21 protein-coding genes and 5 pseudogenes are annotated in these 26,429 nt (G+C 69.7%); 18 read left to right on the top strand and 8 right to left on the bottom strand.

Annotated elements, in window-relative coordinates; translation table 11 throughout:
• Positions 1 to 282 precede the first annotated feature (282 nt).
• From ACZ6BB_RS20805 to ACZ6BB_RS20795, 3 genes and pseudogenes are all read left to right on the top strand, one after another.
• Complete coding sequence (locus tag ACZ6BB_RS20805; protein WP_471616630.1) at positions 283 to 639, top strand: MerR family transcriptional regulator; 357 nt, start codon at positions 283 to 285, stop codon at positions 637 to 639.
• Between the two features lie 557 nt (positions 640 to 1,196).
• Positions 1,197 to 1,380, top strand: a pseudogene (locus ACZ6BB_RS20800) (site-specific integrase); the annotation flags it as partial.
• A 339-nt stretch (positions 1,381 to 1,719) separates the two neighbouring features.
• On the top strand, positions 1,720 to 2,052 hold the full coding sequence (locus ACZ6BB_RS20795; RefSeq protein ID WP_471616629.1) for a hypothetical protein: 333 nt from the start codon (positions 1,720 to 1,722) through the stop codon (positions 2,050 to 2,052).
• Positions 2,053 to 2,264: 212 nt separating this feature from the next.
• On the opposite strand, the gene ACZ6BB_RS20790 is transcribed toward ACZ6BB_RS20795, so the two are convergent.
• Positions 2,265 to 3,245 (bottom strand): NADPH:quinone reductase, encoded by a 981-nt coding sequence (locus tag ACZ6BB_RS20790; protein WP_471616628.1) that lies wholly within the window; start codon positions 3,243 to 3,245, stop codon positions 2,265 to 2,267.
• Between the two features lie 20 nt (positions 3,246 to 3,265).
• Positions 3,266 to 3,844: a PadR family transcriptional regulator gene (locus ACZ6BB_RS20785; RefSeq protein WP_471616627.1), complete on the bottom strand. Its 579-nt coding sequence runs from the start codon at positions 3,842 to 3,844 to the stop codon at positions 3,266 to 3,268.
• 127 nt (positions 3,845 to 3,971) lie between these two features.
• Here ACZ6BB_RS20785 and ACZ6BB_RS20780 point away from each other — a divergent pair, with 127 nt between their 5' ends.
• The 3 genes and pseudogenes from ACZ6BB_RS20780 to ACZ6BB_RS20770 all read left to right on the top strand — a co-directional run bounded on the left by ACZ6BB_RS20780 (position 3,972) and on the right by ACZ6BB_RS20770 (position 7,067).
• Positions 3,972 to 4,364: an ester cyclase gene (locus ACZ6BB_RS20780; RefSeq protein ID WP_471616626.1), complete on the top strand. Its 393-nt coding sequence runs from the start codon at positions 3,972 to 3,974 to the stop codon at positions 4,362 to 4,364.
• A gap of 635 nt (positions 4,365 to 4,999) precedes the next feature.
• Entirely contained in the window at positions 5,000 to 6,421 is a 1,422-nt protein-coding gene (locus ACZ6BB_RS20775) for a hypothetical protein (RefSeq protein ID WP_471616625.1), read from the top strand.
• 111 nt (positions 6,422 to 6,532) lie between these two features.
• Positions 6,533 to 7,067, top strand: a pseudogene (locus ACZ6BB_RS20770) (hypothetical protein).
• Between the two features lie 391 nt (positions 7,068 to 7,458).
• Here ACZ6BB_RS20770 and ACZ6BB_RS20765 read toward each other — a convergent pair.
• From ACZ6BB_RS20765 to ACZ6BB_RS20745, 5 genes and pseudogenes are all read right to left on the bottom strand, one after another.
• The gene (locus tag ACZ6BB_RS20765; RefSeq protein ID WP_471617022.1) at positions 7,459 to 7,611 is read right to left on the bottom strand and encodes a hypothetical protein; all 153 of its coding nucleotides are present in this window, start codon (positions 7,609 to 7,611) and stop codon (positions 7,459 to 7,461) included.
• A gap of 52 nt (positions 7,612 to 7,663) precedes the next feature.
• Positions 7,664 to 7,768: pseudogene (locus tag ACZ6BB_RS20760) on the bottom strand (IS5 family transposase); the annotation flags it as partial.
• Between the two features lie 319 nt (positions 7,769 to 8,087).
• A complete protein-coding gene (locus ACZ6BB_RS20755) occupies positions 8,088 to 8,624 on the bottom strand; it encodes an SMI1/KNR4 family protein (protein ID WP_471616624.1) in 537 nt (178 codons plus the stop codon).
• A gap of 167 nt (positions 8,625 to 8,791) precedes the next feature.
• Positions 8,792 to 9,372: pseudogene (locus ACZ6BB_RS20750) on the bottom strand (transposase); the annotation flags it as partial.
• A 354-nt stretch (positions 9,373 to 9,726) separates the two neighbouring features.
• Complete coding sequence (locus ACZ6BB_RS20745) at positions 9,727 to 11,154, bottom strand: non-reducing end alpha-L-arabinofuranosidase family hydrolase (protein WP_471616623.1); 1,428 nt, start codon at positions 11,152 to 11,154, stop codon at positions 9,727 to 9,729.
• 269 nt (positions 11,155 to 11,423) lie between these two features.
• On the opposite strand from ACZ6BB_RS20745, the gene ACZ6BB_RS20740 reads away from it, so the two are divergent.
• Positions 11,424 to 12,038, top strand: coding sequence for a helix-turn-helix domain-containing protein (locus ACZ6BB_RS20740; protein WP_471616622.1), 615 nt, complete (start codon positions 11,424 to 11,426; stop codon positions 12,036 to 12,038).
• Between the two features lie 872 nt (positions 12,039 to 12,910).
• Positions 12,911 to 14,383, top strand: a complete 1,473-nt coding sequence (locus tag ACZ6BB_RS20735) for a non-reducing end alpha-L-arabinofuranosidase family hydrolase (protein ID WP_471616621.1) — start codon at positions 12,911 to 12,913, stop codon at positions 14,381 to 14,383.
• Between the two features lie 470 nt (positions 14,384 to 14,853).
• On the opposite strand, the gene ACZ6BB_RS20730 is transcribed toward ACZ6BB_RS20735, so the two are convergent.
• A complete protein-coding gene (locus tag ACZ6BB_RS20730) occupies positions 14,854 to 16,614 on the bottom strand; it encodes a PucR family transcriptional regulator (RefSeq protein WP_471616620.1) in 1,761 nt (586 codons plus the stop codon).
• A 260-nt stretch (positions 16,615 to 16,874) separates the two neighbouring features.
• Between ACZ6BB_RS20730 and ACZ6BB_RS20725 the strand changes: the two are divergent.
• From ACZ6BB_RS20725 to ACZ6BB_RS20680, 10 genes and pseudogenes are all read left to right on the top strand, one after another.
• Positions 16,875 to 16,985: pseudogene (locus tag ACZ6BB_RS20725) on the top strand (general stress protein); the annotation flags it as partial.
• A 52-nt stretch (positions 16,986 to 17,037) separates the two neighbouring features.
• The gene (locus tag ACZ6BB_RS20720) at positions 17,038 to 17,403 is read left to right on the top strand and encodes a hypothetical protein (protein ID WP_471616619.1); all 366 of its coding nucleotides are present in this window, start codon (positions 17,038 to 17,040) and stop codon (positions 17,401 to 17,403) included.
• Between the two features lie 67 nt (positions 17,404 to 17,470).
• The gene (gene dnaK / locus ACZ6BB_RS20715) at positions 17,471 to 19,387 is read left to right on the top strand and encodes a molecular chaperone DnaK (protein ID WP_471616618.1); all 1,917 of its coding nucleotides are present in this window, start codon (positions 17,471 to 17,473) and stop codon (positions 19,385 to 19,387) included.
• Positions 19,388 to 19,397: 10 nt separating this feature from the next.
• A complete protein-coding gene (locus ACZ6BB_RS20710) occupies positions 19,398 to 19,982 on the top strand; it encodes a nucleotide exchange factor GrpE (RefSeq protein WP_471616617.1) in 585 nt (194 codons plus the stop codon).
• Between the two features lie 6 nt (positions 19,983 to 19,988).
• On the top strand, positions 19,989 to 20,924 hold the full coding sequence (locus ACZ6BB_RS20705) for a DnaJ C-terminal domain-containing protein (RefSeq protein ID WP_471616616.1): 936 nt from the start codon (positions 19,989 to 19,991) through the stop codon (positions 20,922 to 20,924).
• A complete protein-coding gene (locus ACZ6BB_RS20700) occupies positions 20,924 to 21,292 on the top strand; it encodes a chaperone modulator CbpM (RefSeq protein ID WP_471616615.1) in 369 nt (122 codons plus the stop codon). Before ACZ6BB_RS20705 ends, ACZ6BB_RS20700 begins: the two co-directional genes overlap by 1 nt.
• Positions 21,283 to 23,922, top strand: coding sequence for an ATP-dependent chaperone ClpB (gene clpB, locus ACZ6BB_RS20695; protein WP_471616614.1), 2,640 nt, complete (start codon positions 21,283 to 21,285; stop codon positions 23,920 to 23,922). The genes ACZ6BB_RS20700 and clpB overlap by 10 nt, the downstream gene beginning before the upstream one ends.
• The gene (gene trxA, locus ACZ6BB_RS20690) at positions 23,919 to 24,377 is read left to right on the top strand and encodes a thioredoxin (RefSeq protein ID WP_471616613.1); all 459 of its coding nucleotides are present in this window, start codon (positions 23,919 to 23,921) and stop codon (positions 24,375 to 24,377) included. Before clpB ends, trxA begins: the two co-directional genes overlap by 4 nt.
• Positions 24,378 to 24,383: 6 nt before the next feature.
• Positions 24,384 to 24,644, top strand: a complete 261-nt coding sequence (locus ACZ6BB_RS20685; protein WP_471616612.1) for a UBP-type zinc finger domain-containing protein — start codon at positions 24,384 to 24,386, stop codon at positions 24,642 to 24,644.
• Complete coding sequence (locus ACZ6BB_RS20680; protein WP_471616611.1) at positions 24,644 to 26,425, top strand: FAD-dependent oxidoreductase; 1,782 nt, start codon at positions 24,644 to 24,646, stop codon at positions 26,423 to 26,425. Before ACZ6BB_RS20685 ends, ACZ6BB_RS20680 begins: the two co-directional genes overlap by 1 nt.
• Positions 26,426 to 26,429: the final 4 nt, after the last annotated feature.

Here is a 26,429-nt window from a genome sequence, read left to right as displayed (position 1 = left end):
GGCGGGGGTGAGTGTGGGGGCCTGCGCCACTACGCGGGATCACGTCGCCCGTCACGGTCGACACCCATGTGCCCTCGGGCGGGCTCGGCGATCCCGGCACGACGCGCGGGCTGCCGTGCGTACGTGAACCGCGTGAACGCCCCTCGGGTCCGCCACCGGGTCATGATCAATGTCGGATCCGGCAACGGTTGGATCGGTCCCCAGGGCTGTCCCCGGAGCCGGTATTGCTAGCCTGAACCTGACGTCAACGCGAGGTACGAGCAGGAAAGGAGTGACCTGCGTATGCGCATCGGACAGCTCGCCAGGCGGTCAGGGGTCAGCGTGCGGGCCCTGCGCTATTACGAGGAACAGCGGCTCCTGGAATCGGCGCGGACGCCCGGTGGGCAGCGTGACTACCCCGACGAAGCCCTGGAGCGGGTCCAGCTCATCCAGGACCTCTTCGCGGCCGGCCTCTCCAGCCGTACCGTCGTCGAACTCCTGCCGTGCGTGAGCACCGGCGTCGCCACCCCCGCCATGCTCGACCAGCTCGTCATCGAACGCGACCGCATCGCCGCACGCATCCAGGACCTGACCCGGGCCAAGACCAAACTCGGCCGCGTGATCGAGAATGTGACCGCGGCGAACGTGGCGCAGGGCTGATCAACCCGTCGCGAGGGGTGGGGGCCCCGACCTATCCGGCACTACCGGGCGACATCGCGCGTGAACAGGTCTCCTCTCGTCGACCAGGTTCCTGCCGGTCGTGAAGGCAGCGGCGAGGGCCTGCGGGGAGAGGTTGTTGACCGCCCGCGGGTAGCCGCGCGAGGTGGTGTGGATCAATGTGAGGGCGTCCTCGGTGAACAGTTGGTCTGGGCGCCCGGCGATCTCCAGGTGGTGGGCGACGTAGCTGGTGGTTGGAGTGTGCGTTGTCGACCAGGTGGAGTAGTGGATGCCGGTGGTCGCCTTGGGTTCCTCGGTGGGTACTTCGGGCCTGGCCTTGGGGGGAGTGCCGCTCGATCTGGAACGGGTGGCGGTGCCCGCGTCCTTGCCGTCGAGACGGACCCGCAGGAAGGTCAGGTCGAAGGGTCGAAGACCATCTCGACCTTGTGACCGACCAGTTCGGGTTCGACTTGGTAGCGGTTGCCGTGCCGCGGGACGGTCGCGGTCCACGGGCCGGTCGGCCGGCCGGGCGGCCGGCGAAGAGCCAGCGCGATGCCGCGTTGACCGTCCGCGCGGCGGCCGACGCCTTCCTCGACTCGCTCCGCAACCCGAACACGGTCCGCAGCTACTCGGCCGGCGTCGGCAAGACCGCTGAGCGGATCGGAGAGGCCCGCCCGAACCCGGGTCCGTCGCGGCCACGAGATCGGCGAGGCCCTGGAACTGCTGTGGGGCACCGCAGATGTCCCCGGGGCCCGGTCTATGGGGTCGTGCTGTTCAACGACGCCGCTGCCGCACCGGACAGGTCACGAACTACCCCCGGACAACCCGCCACTGCCCTGCCATGGCGACGTACTCCCGCTCCTGCAGCCTGAGACACGCGCCGGCGTCCATACCCGGTTGACGACGCCCAGGCGGTAGCCGATCATCAGAATGATCAACACCCGTACATAGCAGGGGGTTTTAAGGCGGATGAAGAAGCGTTTTGCCACACTTCTGGCAGCCTGCACTTTCACGGTCGGCAGCTCGCTCACTCTGGGAGCGGGCCACGCGCAAGCGGAATCGTTCACCTTCGAGAAGAGCGCGGTGTCCGAGGACGGGAGCTACACCATCGCCGCCTACTACAACGGCACCTACGCGGGCCTCATGGAGTGGCGAGGCGACCCCATTCCGGACGACCCCGAGCACGAGCCCGGGGACGCGTTCCGTGTTCTGGACCGGCTGTCCGAGGGATACGGCATGGAAGCCACGATGATCTCCCCGGAGTACCGTCGCGCCACCACCCGGGGGCATTCGGCCGTCTACCACAGCCCCTGGCAATCTGGCAACCTGGCTGAGGGCACCAAGGTCTTCATCCAGCTCTGCGCCGTCAAGGGCGACTACGAGGCATGCAGCCTGGCGTACAGCGGACACGCCTAACCAACGTGTGCCGGCCGCGTGACCACGTCGCGCGGCCACCAGCCCGCACCTTGTGGCAATTCCCTGCACCTGTCGGCCAGCAGCACGGCCTGTGGGCCGGGGACGGCGGCGAGGGCGTGCTAAGCACTGGCTTGACATCCTCACCGAGATCAAGAACCGCGGTGTCACTACACCGCTCGTTTGACAGACCCGAGCAGTGTTCCGAGTCTGCGCTATTGGGGGATGGTGACCAGGATGCGGCCGTGGCCACCGCCGGTGTCGACGCGGTCGTGGGCCTTGGCGATGTCGTCCAGCGGGTGACGGTCGCCGACGGCGATGGTGAGAGCGCCGACGGCCGCGGCGGAGGTGAGGTCGCGGGCGGCCTGGCGCTTGGCCTCGGCGGGGAAGTCGTCGCTGCCGAGCAGCCGCAGGGTGACGTTGTTGAACAGCAGAGGCCAGAAGGGGATCTCGGTGCGGTCCGAGCGGGTGGCATAGGCGGCGATGACGGCGTTGTCGGCGGCGACGGCGTTGTCGAGATCGGCGTTGTCGGACAGCGCGACCTCGATGATCCGGTCGACGCCCCGCGGCGCGTACGAGCGGATGGCAGCGGCGGGCTCGCCGGTGTCCAGGGCGATGGCGTGGGCGACAGCCGGGTCGACGCGGTCGAGGTCCGCGGTTCGGCGGACCGTCGCGATCACGGTGGCGCCGGCCCAGTGGGCGAGCTGGGCGGCCAGGGAGCCGACGCCGCCGAGAACGCCGTGGACCAGGACCCGTCGGCCGTCGACCGGGCCGTCGGCGAAGACGGTGCGGTGGGCGGTGATGCCGGGGATGCCGAGGCTCGCGCCCAACTCGTCGCCGAGGTGGTCGGGCAGAGGTACGGCCTGGTGGTCGGGTACGACGGTGTACTGGGCGGCGGTGCCGAAGGGGCGGTAGGACTGGGCGCCGTACACCCAGACCCGTTGTCCGACGCGGTGGACGTCGACTCCGACACCCACGGCGTCGATGACTCCGGCGGCGTCGCTGTGCGGGATCACCCGCGGGAAGGGCATGGACGAGCCGAGCCAGCCGCGCCGTTTCTTGGTGTCGCCTGGGTTGACGCCCGAGACGGTGACGCGGACGCGGACCTCGCCGGGGCCGGGGACGGGATCAGGGAGTTCACCGACGTGCAGGACATCGGCGGCGGGGCCCTGGTCGTCGTACCAGGAAGCAAGCATGGGGGTACCTCCGGGGGCGGTCAGCTCGCGGGAGCGGCGGGCACATGCGGATCGCTGTCGGTGTATCCGGTGTCGAATACGGGCGGTTCCTCCCCGAGGGTCTCGCGCAGCCAGGTCCGTTCGGCGCGGCTGGTGGCGCGGGCGGTGAGCAGCATGCCCCGCCGGTAGGGGTCGGCGATCTCCTCGGCACGCAAGGGCCGCTGGTTGTCGTAGAAGAAGCTCGCCGGTTCCTCCAGGAACTCCAGCCGTCTGCGCAGCACCGCGTGCTGTTCGGCCACGTCGGGCAGGTGGGAGAGGAAGGCCAGGACGACGTAGAACCGGGTGAAGTCGGTGATCTCGTGGTCGGCGGGCTTGCGCAGGCGCTGAAGCATGTCGGCCCGTCCGGGCTCCGTCAGGCTGAGCACGTACCGGGCCGCCCCCGCGGCCGGGTCGGCGCGCCGCTCGATCAAGCCCGCCCTGGCCAGGCGATTGATCGCCGGATACAGGCTGCCGTCACTGACCGGCCGCGTGTAGCCGGTCAGCTGTGAGATGCGGCGGCGCAACTCGTGTCCAGGCAGGGGTCCCTCGGCGAGGAAGCCGAGTATCGCGAGTTCCAGCATGAGTCCATCTTCCCACGCGAACATCGAATCGATGTGAACATCGATTCGATGTTACGCTCGCCAGGTACCCGCCCACACGTCTCTGGAGAGGCACAGCAACATGCCATCGCAGTCCACCGAGTCAGTAATGAACCGTTTCGTCGAGTTCATCAACACGGGCAACGAGGATCTCGCCCGCGAGGTCATTTCCCCGGACGCGGTGTTCCACGCGCCGAGCCACCCGGAACCACTGCGGGGGCCCGACGGGTACTTGGAAGTCATCGGGATGATGCGCAGCGCCTTCCCCGACGTCCAGTGGACGCTGGAGGAGACGGTCGCCGAAGGCGACACCGTGGCCGCGCGGTTCACCATGCGGGGAACCCACGACGGTGAATTCTTCGGGATCCCGGCGACCGGCAACAAGATCTTGGTGCAGGCCATGAATTTCTACTACCTGGCCGACGGCCGGATCGTCGGCGAACGGGGCCAGCCCGATCTCCTCGGGGTGATGCAGCAGATCGGTGCCGTACCGGCGCCGTGAACCTCGTAGCGCCGGGTGAGCCATCTGCCGCGCGGGAGTGCCGCTGCCGGGAGGGGGCCGTACGGCGCGGTGGCAGAGGGCGAAGGCCCGCCGGCGCGCGGGTGTCCGTCGCGGGTTCACCGCAAGACGCCGATCTTCTACTTGATCCGGCGTCTTCGCACAGACAGCGCCCGTCGCAGCGAGAGCTTTACACCTTGTCACCGCCGACGTGACCGAGCCGGGTACGGAACTACTCGCTCTACGGCGAATACCGAGCCCTCTCCAACCTGCGCCTTGGGCGCAGCAGTTGGGCTGACAAGTGGCGAAGTTTCTGGTAGGAGAAGACCACGTCGTGGCCGACGCCGGCGGCGTCGAGCGAGGTGACGTCGTCCATGTCCCCGGATTGCCGAAGCACGATAGTTGGCACCACCGGCATCCGCCCGCCTGCGGCTTCAGTAGGGCAAAGCCTGGCGATTGTCACGGATGCGGCGCGCTACCTGGCATCAGCGGCAAGCGAAGCAGGGGCGATGTGACCGCGTTCGGCTTCTGGTGGGCAGGGTGCCGGGCGGCGGCCCTTGGCGATCACGGGCCATATTCGCGCGCCCTGCGCGAACCCCGCACCCTACGATCACCTGCTACGACTGCTGGGGGCGGGAATGCTTGAGGACATCGAGGACGGGACAGCGGCAGCGACGCGGCTCGCGGGAGGTGCGCCGCTTCCCAGCACGCTTGATGTCGCCGACCCCGCTGACTGGCTCGCGCTGGACGCAGGAGTGCGTGAGGTGGCCTGGCACCGCTCGGAGTTCCTGCCGGGGTGGGAGCACTCCGCCCCACTGCCCGCCGACCTGACTCAGCTCGGCGAGTCTCGGCTCGCACTGGCCCTCTGCCACCGCGACGGGAGGATCCGTCAGGAGGCGGTGCGTCAGTCGGTCCGATACCCCGGTCTGCTGCCGTTGGTCGTGATCCGCTGCGCCGATTGGGTCGCCCCAGTGCGCGAACACGCCCGGAAGTTGCTGCGCGAGGCCCTGAACGTGGACTCTGCCCTCGACCTCGCGCCGCTCATCCTCCGCGTCGGCCGCCGCGACAGAGGTGCCTTCGGCGTCGATGTGCTCGGTCAGATCCTGCGACAGGCATCCCACGGGCAGCTCGCTGTTCTCTTCGCTGACCCCGACCGCATTGTGCGGCGGTTCGTGTACCGGCTGGCCGTCGAGGGCCGACTGCTCCGTCCCGCTGAGCTGGCCCGCGTGGCCGCCCGGGACCAGGACACCGTGGTCCAGGACCTGTGTGCCACAGCGGCGCTCGCGGCTCTGGGGGATGAGGATGCCTACGAGGATGTGCTGCTTCTACTGCTGTCCGCACGCAACCCGCGTACCCGTTCGGCCGGCGTCACCGCGCTGAGACGGGCAGGGCGGTCAGAGCAGGCGGAGCCGTTTCTCAGCGACCGGTCCGCGCTCGTGCGTGCTTGCGCACGGTATGTCGTACGGCAGCAGGGCGTTGACCCGGCGGCCTGGTACCGGGAGCGGTGCACGGCACCGGACGACCCCGATGTGCCGCCCGGTGCAGTCATCGGGCTGGCCGAGTGCGGGAGCCGCGCGGACGCCAGGCTGCTGCGGCCGCTGCTCGTGCACCCGGCGGCCGGGGTGCGGGCGCGAGCGGTGGCAGGGCTGCGGGCACTGGACTGCGTGGATGCGAAGCAGTTGTGGCCGCTCCTCGACGACCCGGCCGCCGGTGTCGTCCGCGAGACCGCCGCCGCCCTGCTGCCCTCGGCGAAGGAACTGCCCGCCGACTGGCTATTGGAGCGCACCGGTACCGATCGGCCGCGGCACGTCCGCGTCGGCGCATTCCGGCTGCTCGACGCGCGCGGCGGCATCGTGGCGCTACGGGCGGCGGTCGGCCTGCTCGAGGACCCGGATATGAAGCTGCGCACCTGGGCTGCGCAATCAGTGCAGCGCTGGCATCCGTCGCCGGACGGGCGGCGCGGCGACGCGGAGGTGGGTGAGCTTCTCGACCGGAGCCGACATCTCTTCAGCGACTACGTACTGCGCCGACGCAAGTGGGAAGCCGGGCTGGACATCTGAGAAGTTGTTGTCCTTCCGGACGTGATCGCCGCGTTTCCGCTGGTCGGGCATAGGGCGGTGATTCGGTGGGAGTCGTGGCCTGTCGGGTTGTTTCTTGCCGGGAGGTCGCGGATGCCGTCGGTCGTTGGACTGCTGGAACAGCAAGAGCTCGCCGCTCGCCGTCGGGTCGACGGTCTGCGGGAGGAGGCCGACCGCATCCAGGCCGAGCTCGCTGCGGCCGAGCAGGAATGGCAGGAGTGGGCGATCGCCCGCAGGCGGGTCGATACGGTGCTGGCTCCGGATGGCGGCGACACCGCCGGCACGGAGGTGAGCCCGGATCCGCGGGATGCGGACGCTCACTCGGCGCCCCGGGATGCAGCGAAGCCGAAGTCGCAGGTGCCGGTGTGGCGTGAGGGGCTGGCCTGGTCGGTGTCGGTGGACTACCAGCGCATCCTGCAGACGCTCGCGGACCGTCTCCGGCTCGGTCAGGGGCCGCTGTCCTGCCGGGAGATGGCCACAGCGTTCGGCGTGGACCTGGTGCCGACGCGGGTTGAGGCACTGTGGTCGAAGGCGAAACCCCTGGTCGCGCGCGGCTGGCTGGCCGAGCCGACACCGGGCCGGTTCAGGCTCGCGAAGGGCGTGAACCGGGCCAGGCGACGGGACATGAGCAGGGTCCATGAGCAGGGTCATCGACCAGTAGACCATCGCCTCGGCGCTGGTGGTGCGCCGCTCGTAGTCGCGTGCCAGGCGGCGGGTGCGCATCAGATGGGCGAAGAACCCGCTCGACGATCCACCGCTTGGGCAGCACCACGAACCCCTTCTGGTCGTCGCTGCGCTTGACGATCGCCAGGACCAGTGCGAGCGCGGCCGGGAAGTACTCGACGAGGCTGCCGGTGTAGCCGCCGTCGGCCCAGACCAGGGCGAGGTGGTGGTGCGCGTTGGCCACCCGCTGCAGCAGTACCCGGGCGGCGGCCCGGTCGCGGTGTCCGCCGCGGTGACCATCACGCCCAGCAGCAGGCCGAGCGTGTCGGCCACGACGTGCCGCTTGCGCCCGTTGATCAGCTTGCCGCCGTCGAAGCCGCGGCGCGGCTGTCGCCGCCGACGACGGCGTCCGCCTTGACCGGCTGCGAGTCGATCACGCCGGCCGTCGGCTCCGCGTCCCGCCCCTCCCTCTCGCGGATCCTCACGCGCAGCCGGTCGTGGAACGCCATGGTCGAGCCAGCGGCGGAAGAACGCGTCTACCCGGTCCCACGGCGGGAAGTCCCCGGGCATCGCCCGCCACTTGATGCCGTTGTCCACCAGGCAACGGATGGCATCGAGTATCGCCCGGTGGCAGTACGCTTCCGGCTGGCCTCCCCGACCGCGCATCCACCCCGGCACCGGCAGCAACGGCCGGACCGCCCTCAACTCCACGTCCGTCATGTCCGTCGGGTGACGCGACTTCCGAAACCCGTTGTCGGCAGCGTTTCCGAACCGGTGCGCCAGACAGTCACACTCCCGGGCGACCGAACTGGGCTGCCCGGCCATCGACACGGAACACCGCGGCACCAGGGCCTCCTGATGCTGCTCGGTGATTCGACACCAACGAGCTGTTCAGGAGGCCCCGCTCGTATACACCAAGCACCCCGCGACCACCCGATCGAAACTCCCGTTCGACGGACACCGCTCAAGATCGCAACGACAACAGCTACTGATAGCGGCAGAGCTCGTCGAGGTCCGCGGCGAAGCTCGCGAACTGAGCCTTGGCCTCCGTGATGATCTCCTGGGCCGGCCGACGCGGGGTGGTCGCGTGCCGCTCGGCGAGCGCGGTCAGGACTGCGTCGGGACGCACGTCGTAAGTCTCGTACAGGGCGGCTTCTTTTGGTCCGATGCCATCGGCCAGCACCCACAGGAAGCTGGACAGGTCCCCGGCGACTACACCGCACTCGCCCTCCGAGTCCATGAACACCACGGGCTGCTCGGCGAGGGGGCGCCCCGGCCGCGCGCACCAGATGGCGGCCTGACCGCCGCTTCCGTCCATCCCGAAGAGCCGGTAGGCGTCGCCGTCGAGCTCGTGGTTCCCGGTCCAGTGACGCAGCCAGTCGGTGGTCTCCTCGGCGGATTCGAAGGCGTCGTACGGCTCGAAGTCCACGCCCTCACCGTCGTCGTCGTAGTCGAACTCGACCCTGGCCACATCGGCGAGAGCAGGCGGAAAGCGGCGGTCATCATCTGTCGTCTCGATCACCTGTGCAGACTAACCGCCACCACTGACACCACCGGGTCGATCCCGAGCCAGGACTGAGGCGGATGGCTGGACCGACGACGACCCGACATCCGAAGCTCACGGGTGTGCGAAGCAACCACACGACCGGGCGGACGAGTTGGACTCTACGGCCGTCGGCACGGAAGACCGATCCGGTCCTCGGCCCTGGCCCGCAGCCGGTGACGGAGCTCGAGTTCGGCGATCGGCCGTCTGGGGTGTTGGTGCGGAGCACGTGATCCGCATGCCGTCCGCGTCCGTGATCCGCAACTGGGCGCCAGGATGGGGCCGCTCCTTTCGGACGATCAGCCGCATGCACGTGGGCCAGCCGTCCAGGAGCCTGCCGGTGGGCGCGGCGACCCAGGCCCCGTCATGGGCCTCGCCGTCGGCCTCGACTGCCGGGGTCCAGGCTGAGGCGGGGACCCTTCAGTACGAGTTCGGGGATCGCTTCGGTGATCACCATGCCGACCGGGTAGGCCAGCCATCGTCCTCGTTTCGCGAACCAGGACATGAAGTCGTGGGTGCTGCCGACGGAGTCCGTGCGGATCAGCGCCTGCCGCGCTCGCCGGTAGTACTTCGGCAGCTGGGCGAGGGCCGGTTGGGCGGCGGTGATGCAGTCGGCAGCGGGGTTGGAGCCCGCGTTCCCCGGTCGCAGGAGGGCAGCGACGGGCTCGCCGGTTCCGCCCGGGCCGTGGTCGACGAAGGCCGTCAGGGGGCGATGGCCGTAGGTCTGGAGCATCGGCAGGTGACTGCCGAGGAGGGCGTCGGCGCCGAAGCGATGGGCTCGTAGTCGCAGCAGGAAGACGACGGGGCCATGAGGACGACGGCGACACGGGCCGGTGCCCCGGATGAAGCCGGCGGAATTCTCGGCACACCACGGCCGGCAGGCGGAACCCCGGTGGCGTCGTAGGGCTTCGGTCCGTATCCACGATGAGAGTCCACGAAAGGGAGGAACCCCAGCCGACGCGCGGCTGGGGTTCCTCGAGGCGGTGAGTATTGGTCAGCAGGTGGAGTCGCCCACGCCGTAGACCGCTCGTCCACGCGTCGGCGGACCGCACCCCATCGCGATCACCGTGGACCGGGCGGTTCAGCGCTGCAGGGTGAGCAGGCCCGGCCGGTACGGCAGGCTCATGTAGCCGGTGCCCGGCGGGATGTCCTTGAGGAGGCCCTGGTAGAGGAACTGCAGGTTGCAGGGATCGATGGTCATGGTCTGGTCGGGGTTGCTGCGGACCAGGTCACCGTGGCTGACCCCCTGGGCCCAGGTGGAACCGCTGTTGGCCTGGCCCGCGAAGGGGTTGCTTTCGGTGGCGGCCTGCGGGGTCCACGGACCGTCCAGGCTGGAGGCGGTGAACGAGCGGAAGTAGCGGTTCGTACCCGACGCCTCAACGATCATGAGGTACTGGTTCTGGCCCTGGACCTTGTAGACCTCCGGCGCCTCGAACAGAAGGTCCGTTTCGTCGCTCATGACCGTCGTGTACGAGGAGCCGAAGCTGCTGGGGAAGTTCGCGAGCGGCATGCTCGTCCGGTAGATCTTGCCGTTGTCACCGGCGAAGAACATGTACATGTTCTGGTTGTCGGCGATCAGGGTCGCGTCGAGCGGGGCGTCGTGCTTGTTCGGATCGGGGTTCGGGGGGAGGGTGCCGGTGAACAGCGACTGCGGGGCGGACCAGCCGTTGGGGTCGGTGGGGTCGCTGGACGTGCTGTAGAGGAACGCCGGCCACTGGTACACCATCACCCAGATGTTCTTGGTCGAGAGGTAGAACAGTTCGGGCGCCACCGCGGTGTGGTTCGTCTTGGTCTGGGTGGCCGCCCCCATGTCCGACCAGTTCGTGAAGGGACTGAACATCGTCGAGCCCCACCCGCTTTCGTTGGCGGTGGTTGCGTAGACCAGGTTCTTGCCGTTGTACTTCACGGTGGTGAAGTCCTTCAGCGCGAGCTGCCCGTTCGCCGGCTGCGCCAGCGGGCCGGTCGATGTCCAGCGGTAGGTCGATGGAAGGGCACACGTGTTGCTCGTCCCGGACAGGCCGGTCCACTTCTGGTTGGTGCCGCCGTGGCAGGACCAGATCTGCACTGCCGTGCCGTTGGCCTTGCCCCAGCCGGCGACCTCCAGGCACAGCCCGGACCGGACGCCGACGATCGTGCCGTCGGGGTTCACCCGCCACTGCTGGTTGTCACTGCCGTTGCAGTTCCAGATCTGCACCGGGGTGCCGGACGTGGTGGCGCCGCCCCGGACATCCAGGCACTTGTTGCCGTACACGGTCAGCTGGTTGCTGTCCGTCAGTGTCCACTGTTGGTTGACTCCGCCGTGGCAGTCCCAGATCTGGACGTTCGCGCCGTCGGTCTGGCTGAAGCCCGACACATCGAGACACTTGCCGGAGTCGACACCGCGCACGTCGCTGGTGGTGGCCGCCTGAGCCGGGCCGGCGACGAGCAGCGCCGCCAGCGCGGTCAGGGCCGCGACCGCGGCGGCGAGCACCGCGGAGGGGCGTCTGCGGCTGAAACTACGTCTGTGCATAAGGACCTCGTCATCCTTGAGCAAGCGGCTCCGGTTCGGCCCGTCCGGGGCTGTCCGAAGGCGGTGTGGTGCGACCCTCGATGTCCGGTATGCCGAACAAGGGTCGAAGTGTCGAGCAATTGGATGATAAGGATCCGGTGATCAACGTCAACACCTCGCGCACAATTCGCAAGCAGGAACATTCACAGACTGAAACCGGGCGGCTTCAAGACCCGTGGTCGTACGGGTCTTCGGCGTGAGGGGCAGGTAGCGGTGCGGGCGCAGGCTCGGTGATCATTACGTACCCCCGGCCAGGTCGCCCACCCGAGCCTCAGGCTCGGATCGATGCCCGACCCGCGCTCACGGCGGGGCCGGTGACACTCACTGACGCCGGTCCGGTCGACGTGCGCCCGCGGCGGCCGCCTGCGGTGCGGGGAGTGTCGAGAACTCGCCGAGCGGCACCGACCAGTACCGCGGAGGGATCGTCGGCGTCCGCACCCGGAGTTTGCGGTCCCGAAGGAACCGCACGAGGGGTGTGTGCCGAGAGCGTGCGGCGATGGCGGCGGGCGTGGGAGAAAGGTGACCCTTCGGCCTTGCGGCGGCGTGCGGCTACCGGTCGTCCGCCCAAGCTGGACGACGCCCAGGTCGAGACCGTCCGGGCCGCGTTGGAGAGTGGAGCCCAAGCCCATGGTTTCGAGGCCGACCCGGGGACCCTGGAGCGAGTCGGCGCCGTCGTGGAGCGCGTGACGGGAGTGGTGCCGTCAAGGGCGTCGGTGTGGCGGTTGCCGACCGGGCGTCTCGGATGGAGTCTGCAGCGGCCTGAGCGGCGGGCGGTCGACGGGGACGAGTCAGAGATCGCCCGCTGGATCGCGCACGAGTGGCCGCGGATCAAAAAGGGGCGGTGAACACACGTACCCGGATCGTCTTCCTCGACGAATCAGGCGGCTCCTTGCTGCCTCAGGTCCGCCGCACCTACGCACCCCGAGGTCGGACCCCGCTGCTGCGGCACCGGCTGAACTGGAAGCTGGCGTCGATGGCCGGGCCCTGGGATACCACTCCGCCGACCCCGGTCGAGGGGCCCGCTGTGTTTCCATCTCAAGCCTGGCAGCTACGACACCGCCGCCCTCATCGAGGTCATGGAGCAGATGAAGGCGTCTACTGCGGCGAGCGGGTGGTCCTGGTCAGGGGCGATCTGTCTGCCCATTGGAGCCGCGCGATGCGGGCGTGGGTCGCCGGCCAGGACTGGCTCACTCCGGGCGATTTCCCGCCTACGCTCCCGACCTCAACCCGGTGGAACCGCCGTGGCCCTCACTCAGGAAACGTGAACTCGCCAACCTCGTCGGCGACCACCTCGCCGATGTCGCCGACGCCACCGAGCAAGGCATCCACCACATCAACCGCAACCCACAACTGCCATGGTCCTCCCTCACTCACACAGGCCCGACCCTCCACCCACCACATGCACCGAACTTACGAAAAGATCAGTAGTACTACAACGGTGCCTGTCCAAGCCTGCGCCCGCACCGCTACCTGCCCCTCACGCCGAAGACCCGTACGACCACGGGTCTTGAAGCCGCCCGGTTTCAGTCTGTGAATGTTCCTGCTTGCGAATTGTGCCCGAGGTGTTGACGTTGATCACCGGATCCTTATCATCCAATTGCTCGACACTTCGACCCTTGTTCGGCATACCGGAACATCGAGGGTCGCACCACACCGCCTTCGGACAGCCCCGGACGGGCCGAACCGGAGCCGCTTGCTCAAGGATGACGAGGTCCTTATGCACAGACGTAGTTTCAGCCGCAGACGCCCCTCCGCGGTGCTCGCCGCCGCGGTCGCGGCCCTGACCGCGCTGGCGGCGCTGCTCGTCGCCGGCCCGGCTCAGGCGGCCACCACCAGCGACGTGCGCGGTGTCGACTCCGGCAAGTGTCTCGATGTGTCGGGCTTCAGCCAGACCGACGGCGCGAACGTCCAGATCTGGGACTGCCACGGCGGAGTCAACCAACAGTGGACACTGACGGACAGCAACCAGCTGACCGTGTACGGCAACAAGTGCCTGGATGTCCGGGGCGGCGCCACCACGTCCGGCACCCCGGTGCAGATCTGGAACTGCAACGCCAGTGACAACCAGCAGTGGCGGGTGAACACCGACGGCACGATCGTCGGCGTCCGGTCCGGGCTGTGCCTGGAGGTCGCCGGCTGGGGCAAGGCCAACGGCACGGCAGTACAGATCTGGTCCTGCCACGGCGGCACCAACCAGAAGTGGACCGGCCTGTCCGGGACGAGCAACACGTGTGCCCTTCCATCGACCTACCGCTGGACATCGACCGGCCCGCTGGCGCAGCCGAAGGCGGGGTGGGCCGCGCTCAAGGACTTCACCAGCGTCGTCCACAACGGCAAGCACGTCGTCTATGCCACGACGCACGACACCGTCGCCGGTGAGAATGGGCGCTGGGGATTGACGACTTTCAGTCCCTTCACGAACTGGTCCGACATGGCCACCGCCACCCAGAACAAGATTCCCTTCGACGGCATCGCGCCGACGCTGTTCTACTTCGCCCCGAAGAACATCTGGGTGCTCGCCTACAACGGGGGTTGGCCCTACAGCTTCTCCTACCGCACCTCTAGCGACCCCACCGACCCCAACGGCTGGGGCCCGCAGCAGGATCTCTTCACGACCACCCTCCCGGACGTCGTAGATCCCGACGGCACGAGCCGGAAGAGGGGCCCCCTCGACGTGACCCTTATCGGCGACGACACGAACATGTACATGTTCTTCGCCGACGACGAGGGCGGTATCTACCGCGCCAGCATGCCCATCGGCAACTTCCCGGGCACCTTCGGTTCGTTCACGAAGATCATGAGCGAGTCGTCGCTCGACCTGTTCGAGGCGCCGGAGGTTTACAAGGTCAAGGGTCAGAACCAGTACCTCATGATCGTCGAGGCCCAGAACTACACGGGGTATGGTCGCTACTTCCGCTCGTTCACGGCCACCAGCCTCGGCGGCACGTGGACACCTCAGCCGCAGGCCAACACCGTGACCAGCCCCTTCGCCGGCAGTGCCAACAGCGGCGCGACGGCCTGGACCAGGGACATCAGCCACGGCGATGTGGTTCGCACCAACCCCGACCAGACCAAGACCATTGACCCCTGCAATCTGCAGTTCCTCTACCAGGGGCGCGACCCCCGCACCGACGGCGGGGACTACGGCACCCTGCCGTACCGGCCGGGGCTACTGACACTGCAGCGCTAGCCCGTGGCGTGACACGGGTCCTGGTGTTCCTGACGTTCGCGGGCGTCCGCTTCGAGTCCGCCGCGGTATGAACTGATGGTCGTCTTCGGGGCCTTGGTGCCACTGCCGGTTCCAGGGCCCTTCGCCTCGGACGCGCGAGGGGCCCAGGGGCGCGCCGCATTTGGGGAAACGTCGTGCGGGTGGACATCACACGGCCTTGAGCTGGGTGTCGAGCCAGGCCACCGCGCGGTCGGTCAGGCCAAGATCCGTCCGGGTCATACTGGCGGAGCGACGCTCAGGAGGGGGCCGGCTGGAAGCCCAGGAGGCTCGCGAATCCGGGGCAACTGGTCTTGCTCACCATGCCCCGTACCTGGCAAGCCTGTGACTCGTAGCCCTCCTGAGGGGGATTCCCGGCGACCGAGGCCCCCCGGGAGGAACGCTGCGTACTTCGCGTGCCCCGCGTGCGGGCTGATGGGGGAGCCGGACTGTGGTCAGCGTCGCCCACTCAGGATGATTTTCCAGACGCGTGTTGCCACCTGCAGATTGAGCCGGGTGTCCACATCCGCCAGGTCGAGGTCGCTGATCTCACGGATGCGCTGCAGCCGGTAGCGCAGGGTGCTGCGGTGGACCGTCAGCGCGGCGGCCGCATCGTCGTAATTGCCTCCGCAGTCGAAGTAGCGCGAGAGCGTCTCCACCAACTGCGTGTCGTGCTCTGCGTCGTAGTCGATCAGCCGGCCGAGCCACTCCCGCACGAAGTCTTCGAGCTCCCGGAGATCGTTTCCGGGGCCCAGGATCCGGTACAGCCCGAGGTCGTCGAAGAACGTCGTCCCGCTGCGCTGGCGGGAGTTCTGTCGTACCTCCAGGGCCCGCAGTGCCTCCTGATAACAGCGGGGAATGCCGTCCGGGGAGTCACAGCGGGTGCTCACCCCGATCGCTCCGGCGGGCGTCCCCAGCTCATGGGCCAGCGCCGTGTACACGGCATCGTCGTCGGGCCTCGCTTCGGTCAGCAGGACCATCCGGCCGCCGCGACGGGTGATCAGCGGGCGGGTCGCCGTGGTGGCCGTCGCTTGCTCGACGGCACGGGTGAAGGAGCTGGTCGCGGCGTTGCCCGGCCAGTGCACCACGACCACGTAGTGGGTACGGCGCAGGTCGTGGCCGACGGCTTCGGCCCGGGCGTAGGCGCTCGTCTCGTCAGTGCCCTCCAGCAGGTCGTCGATCAGCTGGCGGCGCAGGCGCAGTTCGACCTCGGCGAGTTCGCGCATATGCATGAGCTCCTGGGCGAGCGAGCGCTGGGCGTGATCCAGGGCGAAGGTGGTGTACTCGTCGGCCGTCGCTTCGGGGTCCTCGATGATGAGTACGCCGAGGACGTCGCCGCGCGGGCGGGCCAGGGCGATCAGCCGGTCCTTGACTCTGACCGGGCCCGCCTCCCGCGCGACCTGCCGCAGCATCTCTTCCTGGTAGGTCGAGGACCGCACCGGATAGGGGTCGGGCCGGTCGGGACCGGCCCAGGACCGGAGGTTGCCGAACCGGTCCTCGATGAGCGCAGAAAGCCCGGTGAGCTCGTACAGCGCTTGGGTGATGGCGTCCTCGCCGCCGCCCCGGGCGGCGACACGGGCGAGGGTCTCGTGCACGGTCTTCTGCAGGTGCAGCTCGACGCGCAGTGTGTCCAGCTGCCGCAGTGCGGTGTCCCGTTCGGTGCGCAGTCGGCTCAGTTCGCCGGCGTTGTCGGGCTGCGCGGCGCGCGTGGCCGTCAGTGACAGGGCCGCCGATGTGAGGCCCACGAGGGTCGAGAGGAGGAAGTGCCCCTGCTCGTCGGGCCGGGAGCGGGAGGAGACCAGGAGGTAGCCCAGCAGACCTCCGGCCCCGCGCAGGCCGAACGCCCAGGTCCAGGACCGTTCCGGAAGGGATACGGAGCCGTCAGCCTCGCCCAGCTCCGTCATCCGTGCGTCGTCGCCCGTTGGCGCTCCCGCGTCGTGGCCCAGGATGCGGGACAGGCCGTCGCCCGTCGCGAGGTATCCGGCCTCGGCGTGGTAGGGACCAAGGGCACTGACGTGCCGCATGGCCAATCGCACGATCTCGCTGTGCTCCACGCAGGTGAACAGGGCGTGGGACAGCGTGAGCAGCCCGTGGGGGTCCAGCGCCGCGAGTGGACGGGGGTCGTGCCGTTCGGTGCCTGCGGCGGTGCTCGGGTGGCGGGTCACTTCCTGGTCGGAGACGTGAGGAGGCGGCCTCCGTGACGGATGGCTGGCCATGGATCACTCCGTTCTCCTCCGGTCATCGGAGATCGAGCGAGTCGTGGGATCCCCGCCCGGGCGAGCCCTGAGCACCCAGGGTAGGCAAGGCCACTCGGCTTGTCTGGAATTCAGCCTTGTTCTCGTGGGCCGACCGACTGCGTCGATTTCCGACCTGCCGGGTGCAGGCGGGGCGTGTTGCTCTGTTGCCACTCTGGGCTTGTCCGGGCTTGTCCGGGCTTGCCGGGCGCACCGGTGGCCGTGGCAGGAAGGGCTGGCTGATGAACGAGCAGGCCCGCAGGATCATCGCCTCGTACGCGACCTACCAGGGGGCGGAACGTGCCGTCGATCACCTTTCCGATCAGGGTTTTCCCGTCGAGAGGGTGGCCATCATCGGGCAGGACGTGCGCCTGATCGAGCAGGTGACCGGCCGCATGGGGCCTGGTGGGGCAAGCGCTGCACGGCGCGGCGAGCGGCGCCCTGCCCGGAGCACTGATCGGGTGGATCTTCGGGTTGCTGAACTGGCTGGATCCGGTCGTGTCGGGGCTGCTCCTCGCCTTGTACGTGCTGGCTTTCGGAGCACTCGTCGGCGCTCTGCTCGGCCTGCTGGTGCACGCGGCCCAGCGTGACCGCCGGGACTTCGCCTCGGTGAGTTTCATGCAGCCCAGCCGGTACGACGTCGTCGCCGACGACGCGGTCGCCGGGGAGGCGGTGCGGCTGCTGGCCGAGCCGCCCGGCGGGACCGGCACCGGCACAAGCGGCAGGGCTTGGAAGAGCAGCCGCCCTCGGAGCGGTCCGGCCGTCACCTGAGCGATTGCGGAAGACGGGCGTGACACCGAGTGCGCACGGGGGCCGTCCATTGCGGAAGGAGTTACTCATGGCCAAGGCAGTAGGCATCGACCTGGGCACCACGAACTCGGTGATCGCCGTCTGGGAGGGCGGTGAGCCGACGGTCGTACCCAACAGTGAGGGCAACCGCACGACACCGTCCGTGGTGGCCTTCACCGACACCGGCGAGCGCCTGGTGGGCCAGCTGGCCCGCCGCCAGTCGATTCTCAACCCCAAGGGCACCATCTACTCGGCCAAGCGGTTCGTCGGCCGGCACTTCGACGAGATCTCCGACGAGGCCAAGGCCGTCGCGTACGACGTGGTCGAGGGAGACGGCGGCGCCGCCCGCTTCAAGGTGCGCGACAAGCTCTACGCTCCCGAGGAGATCAGCGCACAGGTGCTGCGCAAGCTCGCCGACGACGCCTCCAAGCAGCTGGGCGAGCGCGTCACGGAGGCGGTCATCACGGTGCCCGCCTACTTCAACGACGCCCAGCGCACCGCCACCAAGGACGCCGGACGGATCGCCGGCCTGGAAGTGCTGCGGATCATCAACGAGCCGACCGCGGCCGCCCTCGCCTACGGCATGGACAAGAAGCAGCACGAGACGGTGCTCGTCTTCGACCTGGGCGGCGGCACCTTCGACGTCAGCATCCTCGACGTCGGCGACGGCGTGGTGGAGGTACGGTCCACGGCGGGCGACAGCCATCTGGGCGGCGACGACTTCGACCGCCGGCTGGTCGACCAGCTCGCCGACGGCTTCCAGAAGGAGAACGGCATCGACCTGCGCCAGGACCCGCAGGCGTTGCAACGACTGTTCGAGGCTGCCGAGAAGGCCAAGACCGAGCTCAGCTCCGTGACCCAGACGCAGGTCAGCCTGCCGTTCATCACGGCCGACGCCGCCGGGCCCAAACACCTGACCACGACGATCATGCGATCCACGTTCGAGCAGATCACCGGCGACCTGGTGGAGCGCTGCCTGGGCCCGGTGCGCCAGGCCATGGACGACGCCAAGGTCAGTGACACCGACATCGACGAGGTCATCCTCGTCGGCGGCTCCACCCGCATCCCCGCCGTCCAGGCCCTGGTGCGCAGGCTGACCGGCGGCAAGGACCCCAACATGAGCGTCAACCCCGACGAGGTCGTGGCGATGGGCGCCGCGATCCAGGCCGGGGTCCTCAAGGGCGAGGTCAAGGATGTCCTGCTGCTCGATGTCACTCCGCTGTCGCTGGGCGTGGAGACACGCGGCGGAGTGATGACGAAGATCATCGAGCGGAACACCACCATCCCGGTGCGCCGCTCCGAGACCTTCTCCACCGCCGAGGACGACCAGCCCGCCGTCGACGTCGTCGTCCTGCAGGGCGAGCGTGAGAGGGCCGCCGACAACAGGGTCCTGGGTCGCTTCCAGCTCACCGACATCCGCCCCGCGCCGCGCGGTGAGCCGCAGATCGAGGTCATCTTCGACATCGACGCCAACGGCATCCTCAACGTCACCGCGCGGGACAAGGACACCGGCAAGGAGCAGGGCATCACCATCAGTGAGAGCTCCAACCTCGACCGCAGCGAGGTCGAGCGGATGGTCCAGGAGTCCGAGCGCAACCGCGGCCAGGACCAGGCCCTGCGCGAGGCGGTCGACGCCCGCAACGAACTGGACGCCATCGCCTACCAGGTCGAAAAGCGCCTCGGCGAGCTCGGCGACGCCGCGCCCGCACATGAGAAGGCCCGCGCCGAGATGCTGGTGTCCGAGGCCCGCGAGGCGGTCAAGAACGAGGCCGGGGTGGACAAGGTCCGGCCGCTGGCATCCGAACTCCAGCAGGTCTTCGCGGGGCTCGCGGCCCACCAGGCGGGAGCCTCCGTGGGCGGTCCGGCAGGCACCGGCTCGCCGGACGGATCGCCGCCCGGCGGGACCGCGACGGGCGGCGCCGCGGGCGACGACGATGTGATCGACGCCGAGTTCGACAAGGGCTGAGGTGCCCGCCATGCCCATCCCACCCCGGGGCCGAGAGCCCGACCCGCCGCCGGAAGGCGCCGTACAGCCGCCGCGCGGGGGCCTTACGCAGCCCGGACCGCCGATCGAGGAGGCCGAGCCCGGGCCCGACGCCGCAACCGGCACCGCCGCACCCGACGACGAACACGCGGCCGCGCTGCGAGAGGCCGAGGACCGCTGGCGCCGCTCCCTCGCCGACCTCGACAACCTGCGCAAACGTCATGCCAGGGAACTGGAGCGGGAGACCGCGGCCGAACGCGCCCGTACGGCCGCGGCCTTCCTCCCCGTCATCGACAACCTGGAACTTGCCCTGAACCACGCCGCCGCCGACCCCGACGCGATCGTCGAAGGTGTCCGGGCCGTGCGCGACCAGGCCGTGAACGTCCTGGAGCGGCTGGGCTACCCGCGCCACGCAGAGAGGGGCGTACCGTTCGACCCGGCCCGGCACGAGGTGGTCGGTGTGGTCCAGGATCCCGACGCCGATCCGAACACCGTGGTCCAGGTGCTGCGACCCGGTTACGGGGAGGCCGAGCGGCAGCTGCGGCCTGCCGCCGTGACCGTCGCCAAGCGGGAGTGACCGTCCATGGCACGCGACTTCTACGAGGTGCTCGGCGTTCCGCGCACCGCCGACCGGGACGAGATCCAGCGGGCCTACCGCACCCTGGCCCGCAGGTACCACCCCGACGTCAACAAGGACCCCCAGGCGGAGGAGCGGTTCAAGGAGGTCAATGAGGCCTTCGGCGTCCTGTCCGATCCGGAACAGCGACCCCGGTACGACCGCTTCGGTGAGGACTTCCGGCAGGTCCCCGAGGACTGGGAGGAGCGGGTGGCCGCCGGCGCGGGAGCCGGCAGTGGCTTCCGGGGGGCCACCGGCGGCGGTCCCCGGGTGCGGTACTCCACGGCAGGCTTCGGGGGCGAGGGAGTCGACGTCGAGGATCTGTTCGGCTCGCTGTTCGGCGGCGCGGGGCGGATGCGCGTGCCCGGCGCCGATCAGGAGGCCGAACTGCCGCTCACCGTCGAGGAGGCCTATCGGGGCGGCCGCCGTACGGTCACTCTCGCCGGGCCGGCCGGGCAGCGGCGCTACGAGGTCGACGTGCCGCCCGGCACCCCCGACGGGCAGCGCATCCGGCTGGCCGGGGAGGGCGGGCGCGGCAGCGGCGGCGACGCTCCCGCCGGGGACCTGTACCTGAGGGTGCGGATCCAGCCGCACCCCGAGTTCCGCCTCGACGGCCGGGACGTCCATGTGCGGCTTCCGGTCACCCCGTGGGAGGCGGCGCTGGGCGCGACGGTTCCGGTGCCCACGCCGAGCGGTGCCACGGCGAAGGTGACCGTACCGGCCGGGTCCTCCAGCGGACGGCGCCTGCGGCTGCGCGGCGAGGGCATGCCGGGCCCGCGTGGCGCGAACGGAGACCTGTACGCGGAGCTGCGGATCATGGTGCCGCCCCGGCTGAGCGACCGGGAGCGCGAGCTGCTGGAGGAACTTGCCGCTGTCTCCTCGTTCGACCCCAGGAGGACGTGATGAGCGACCGACCGGCCGAGGCCCGCCCGTCCTACGCACGCACGACCGAGGTGGGCGTGCAGTACGCGATCGTGCACGTGCCCAGGCTCTCCCTGGAGACCGTGGCCCGCCGCTCAGGCCTCCATCCCGACCTGATCCGTCGGTTCGTCGCCCTCGGACTGGTGGACGCCGACCGCGACGCCTCCGGACGGATGGTGTTCGCACCCACGGCCCCGGCCGCCCTGGCCCGCGTCCAGCGGCTGCGCACCGGGCTGTGCCTGAACTACGCATCCCTCGGTCTGGTGCTCGACCTGCTCGACCACATCAGCCTGCTCGAAGCCGCGCTGCGACGTGCGGGCATGAGGAGTGATCTACCACCATGGACATGAACCGCCTGACCCAGAAGTCACAGGAAGCCCTGCAGGAGGCCCAGAGCGTCGCCGGCCGACTGGGCCACACCGAGGTCGACGGCGAGCATCTGCTGCTCGCCCTCCTCGACCAGGAGGAGGGCTTGATCCCGCGGCTGCTGCAGCAGGCGGGCACCGAGCCCGAGGAGTTGCGCGCGGCCGTACGCGAGGAGCTCTCCCGCCGGCCCAAGGTGACCGGCCCGGGCGCGGCGCCGGGCCAGGTCTTCGTCACCCAGCGCCTGGCCCGGCTGCTGGACGCGGCCGAGCGGGAGGCCAAACGCCTCAAGGACGAGTACGTGTCCGTGGAACACCTGCTGCTGGCGCTGGCCGAGGAGGGCTCGGCGACCGCCGCCGGGCGTCTGCTGAAAGAGCGGGGAGTGACCCGGGAGTCCTTCCTCGGCGCGCTCACCCAGGTCCGCGGCAACCAGCGCGTGACCTCCGCCAACCCCGAAGTGGCCTACGAAGCCCTGGAGAAGTACGGCCGCGACCTCGTCCTCGAGGCTCGGTCCGGGCGGCTGGACCCCGTCATCGGCAGGGACGCCGAGATCCGCCGCGTCACCCAGATCCTCAGCCGCAAGTCCAAGAACAACCCCGTCCTGATCGGCGACCCCGGCGTCGGCAAGACCGCCATCGTCGAGGGTCTCGCCCAGCGCATCGTCCGCGGCGACGTGCCCGAGGGCCTGCGCGACAAGATCGTCTTCGCTCTCGACATGGGCTCCCTGGTCGCCGGCGCCAAGTACCGCGGCGAGTTCGAAGAGCGCCTCAAGGCCGTGTTGTCCGAGGTCAAGGCCGCCGAGGGGCGGATTCTGCTCTTCGTCGACGAGTTGCACACCGTCGTCGGCGCGGGCGCCGCCGAGGGCGCGATGGACGCGGGCAACATGCTCAAGCCCATGCTGGCACGCGGCGAACTGCACATGGTCGGCGCGACCACCCTGGACGAGTACCGCAAGCACATCGAGAAGGACGCCGCCCTCGAACGCCGCTTCCAGCAGGTCCTGGTCGAGGAACCCAGCGTGGAGGACACCATCTCCATCCTGCGCGGCCTGCGTGAACGCCTGGAGGTCTTCCACGGTGTCAAGATCCAGGACACCTCGCTGGTCGCGGCGGCGACGCTCTCCCACCGCTACATCACCGACCGTTTCCTGCCCGACAAGGCCATCGACCTCGTCGACGAGGCCTGTGCCCGGCTGCGCACCGAGATCGACTCCATGCCCGCCGAACTCGACGAGATCACCCGCCGGGTGACCCGACTGGAGATCGAGGAGGCAGCCCTGTCCAAGGAGAGCGATCCCGCCAGCAAGGCCCGCCTGGAGGAACTGCGCAGGGAACTGGCCGACCTGCGCGGCGAGGCCGACGCCAAACACGCCCAGTGGGAGGCCGAACGGCAGGCGATCCGCCGCGTGCAGGAACTGCGCCAGGAACTGGAGCAGGTCCGCCACGAGGCGGAGGAGGCCGAACGCGCCTACGACCTCAACCGCGCCGCCGAACTCCGCTACGGCCGCCTCCAGGACCTGGAGCGCAGGCTCGCCGCGGAGGAGGACCAACTGGCCGCCAAACAAGGGCAGAACCGGCTGCTGCGCGAGGTCGTCACCGAGGAGGAGATCGCCGACATCGTCGCCGCCTGGACCGGCATCCCGGTCGCCCGCCTCCAGGAGGGCGAACGCGAGAAGCTGCTGCGCCTCGACGAGATCCTGCGCGAGCGCGTCATCGGCCAGGACGAGGCCGTCAAGCTCGTCGCCGACGCCGTCATCCGCGCCCGCTCCGGCATCCGCGACCCACGCCGCCCCATCGGCTCGTTCATCTTCCTCGGCCCCACCGGCGTCGGGAAGACCGAGCTGGCCAAGACCCTCGCGGCGGCCCTGTTCGACTCCGAGGAGAACATGGTCCGCCTCGACATGAGCGAGTACCAGGAGCGGCACACCGTCAGTCGGCTCATGGGCGCCCCGCCCGGATACATCGGCTACGAGGAGGGCGGCCAGCTCACCGAGGCCGTGCGCCGCAAGCCGTACTCGGTCGTCCTGTTCGACGAGATCGAGAAGGCGCACACCGATGTCTTCAACACCCTGCTCCAGGTCCTCGACGACGGCCGGATCACCGACGCCCAGGGCCGCACGGTCGACTTCCGCAACACCGTGATCATCATGACGTCCAACATCGGCTCCGAGTACCTCCTCGACGGCGCCACCGCCGAGGGGGAGATCAAGCCGGACGCCCGTGCTCTGGTGCTGGGCGAGCTGCGCGGGCACTTCCGCCCGGAGTTCCTCAACCGCGTCGACGACATCGTGCTGTTCAAGCCGCTCGGTGAGCGGCAGATCGAGCGGATCGTGGAGCTGCAGTTCGACGAGCTGCGCCAGCGGCTCGCCGAACGCCGCATCACCGTCGAACTCACCGACGCCGCCCGGGAGGTGATCGCCCACCAGGGCTACGACCCGGTGTACGGGGCCCGGCCGCTGCGGCGTTACATCTCCCACGAGGTCGAGACCCTCGTCGGGCGTGCCCTGCTGCGCGGCGACGTCCAGGACGGCGCGACGGTCCGCGTCGACGCCCAGCACGGAGAGCTGGTGGTCACCTACGACCAGCCCGAGGACGTGAAGGGAGCGAGGGCGGCATGAGTACCGCGCAAGCCACCAACGTCACCTGCCCGCACTGCGGGCGCACCAACCGGGTACCCGTGGCCGCCGAGGGCCGCCCCAGGTGCGGCAACTGCAAACAGCCTCTGCCGTGGATGGCCGACGCGGGTGACGACGACTTCACCGAGGTCGTCGAGCAGGCCACCGTGCCCGTCGTCGTCGACCTGTGGGCCACCTGGTGCGGCCCCTGCCGCATGGTCAGCCCCGCGCTGGAGAAGGTCGCCGCCGATCTCGCGGGAACGGTCAAACTGGTCAAGGTCGACATCGACAAGAACCCGCGCCTGGCGCGACGGTTCGAGGTCCAGGCCGTACCGACGCTGCTGGTCCTCGACAAAGGACAGACCATCGCCCGGCAGTCGGGTGCCGCACCGGCCCCTGCCCTGCGGCGGTGGGTGGAGCAGTCGATCGCCGGCCGCGAACCGGCCGGGAAAGGATGATCGGCCATGACCGTACGGACCGACCCCCACCTCGCCCTCGTACGCTCCGTCACCCCGCGCACCCCGGGATGCGAGGAATGCCTCGCCACGGGTTCCCCCTGGGTCCACCTCAGGCTCTGCCTGACCTGCGGCCACGTCGGCTGCTGCGATTCCTCGCCGAACCGGCACGCCCGCCGTCACGCCGCCGCCGACGGCCACCCGATCGTGGCGTCGATGGAGCCCGGCGAGGACTGGCGGTGGTGCTTCGTCCACGAGGCGCTCGTGTGATGCCCGGCGACGAGACGCGGCCGGGTACAGCGCCGGTGCCGGACGAGGCGCAGGAGAGCCTCCCCTTCGAGACCCCCGACGTCTACGGCGCCTATCCCCGCCTGTCGGACGAACAGATGGCCCGCCTGGCGCAGCATGGCCGGCGGCGCGCGGTCGACGCCGGTGACGTACTGATCCGGGAGGGGGAGCGGTGCGAGGCGTTCTACGTCGTCCTCAGTGGTTCGGTCGCCATCGTCGAGGGCTTCGGCACGCCCGGCGAACGCCTGCTGCGTGTGCACGGCCCTGGCCGCTTCATCGGTGAACTCGGCCTCCTGAACGGACAGGTGGCCTTCTACACCGCCGTGGTCAGGGACCCCGGCGAGATCCTCGCCCTGTCCATGGATCAGCTGCGTGATCTGGTGGCCCGGGACTCCCTCCTCGGTGATGTGGTGCTGCGCGCCTGCCTGGGCCGCCGTGCCCTGCTCGTCGGTCAGGGCGCCGGTTTCCGCATCATCGGCTCGCGCTACTCGCCCGACACCCGGCGGCTGCGCGAGTTCGCCGCCCGCAACCGGCTGCCGCACCGCTGGATCGATCTGGAGACGGACCAGGAGGCCGAGGCACTGCTGCGCCGCTTCGCGGTCGGTCCTGAGCAGACGCCACTGGTGATCTGGCGGGACACGACCCTGCTGCGCAATCCGAGCAACGCCGAACTGGCCCGGTTGATCGGCCTGCCGCCCCTGCCGTCGGGCAACGGCCGCGGCGACCTCCTGATCGTCGGCTCCGGTCCGGCCGGTCTCGCCGCCGCGGTGAACGCCGCCTCGGAGGGCCTCGGCACGACCGTGGTCGAGGCGATGGCCACCGGCGGCCAGGCCGGGACGTCCTCCCGCATCGACAACTGCTTCGGCTTCCCCTCCGGCATCTCCGGCGCCGAACTCACCGAGCGCGCGGTGCTCCAGGCGGAGAAGTTCGGCGCCCGGATCAGCGTCCCGGCGGAGGCGGCCCGGCTCGAACGGCGGGACGGCCACTACGCCGTCGGGTTCACCGACGGCAGCGAAATCACCGCCAGCACCGTCGTCCTGGCCACCGGCGCCCGCTACCGCCGCCTCCATGTGCCCGGCATCGAGCCGTTGGAGGGCGTGAGCGTCCACTACTCGGCGACCGTCCACGAGGCCCAGCAGTGCCGTACCGATCCGGTGGCGGTGGTCGGCGGCGGCAACTCCGCGGGCCAGGCCGTGCTCTTCCTCGCCGGGTACGCACCACAGGTGTATCTGCTCGTGCGTGGGCCGAGCCTCGAGGCGCACATGTCGCGCTACCTGATCGATCAGGTCGAGCGTCACCCGCGGGTGCGCGTGCTGCTGCACACCGAGATGACCGCGGCACTCGGCGACACGGCGCTGGAGGCGGTCACGGTGGTCGACCGCCGTACGGGCGAGCACCGCTACCTCGCGGTACGGGCCCTGTTCGTCTTCACCGGCGCCGACCCCCACACCGAGTGGCTGTCCGACGCGCTCGCCCTCGACGCGCGCGGCTACGTGCTCACCGGCGCGGAGGCGCAGGCCTGCGCCGTTCCCGAACTGTGGCAGAGCCAGGGCCGCGACTGCCTGACGTTGGAGACCAGCCTGCCGGGCGTCTTCGCCGTCGGCGACGTCCGCAGCGGCTCGGTGAAGCGCGTGGCCTCCGCGGTCGGCGAAGGCGCGATGAGCATCCACTTCGTGCACCGTTACCTGGGCCACACGGCCGCGCCCGGCGGCACCGACAGCTCCCCGCACACCCGTCCGAAAGAGTCCGCTTGGCTCGCATGACACC

This window comes from Streptomyces sp. NPDC041108, assembly GCF_055592645.1.
This window is presented reverse-complemented; position numbering and strand designations above follow the sequence as displayed.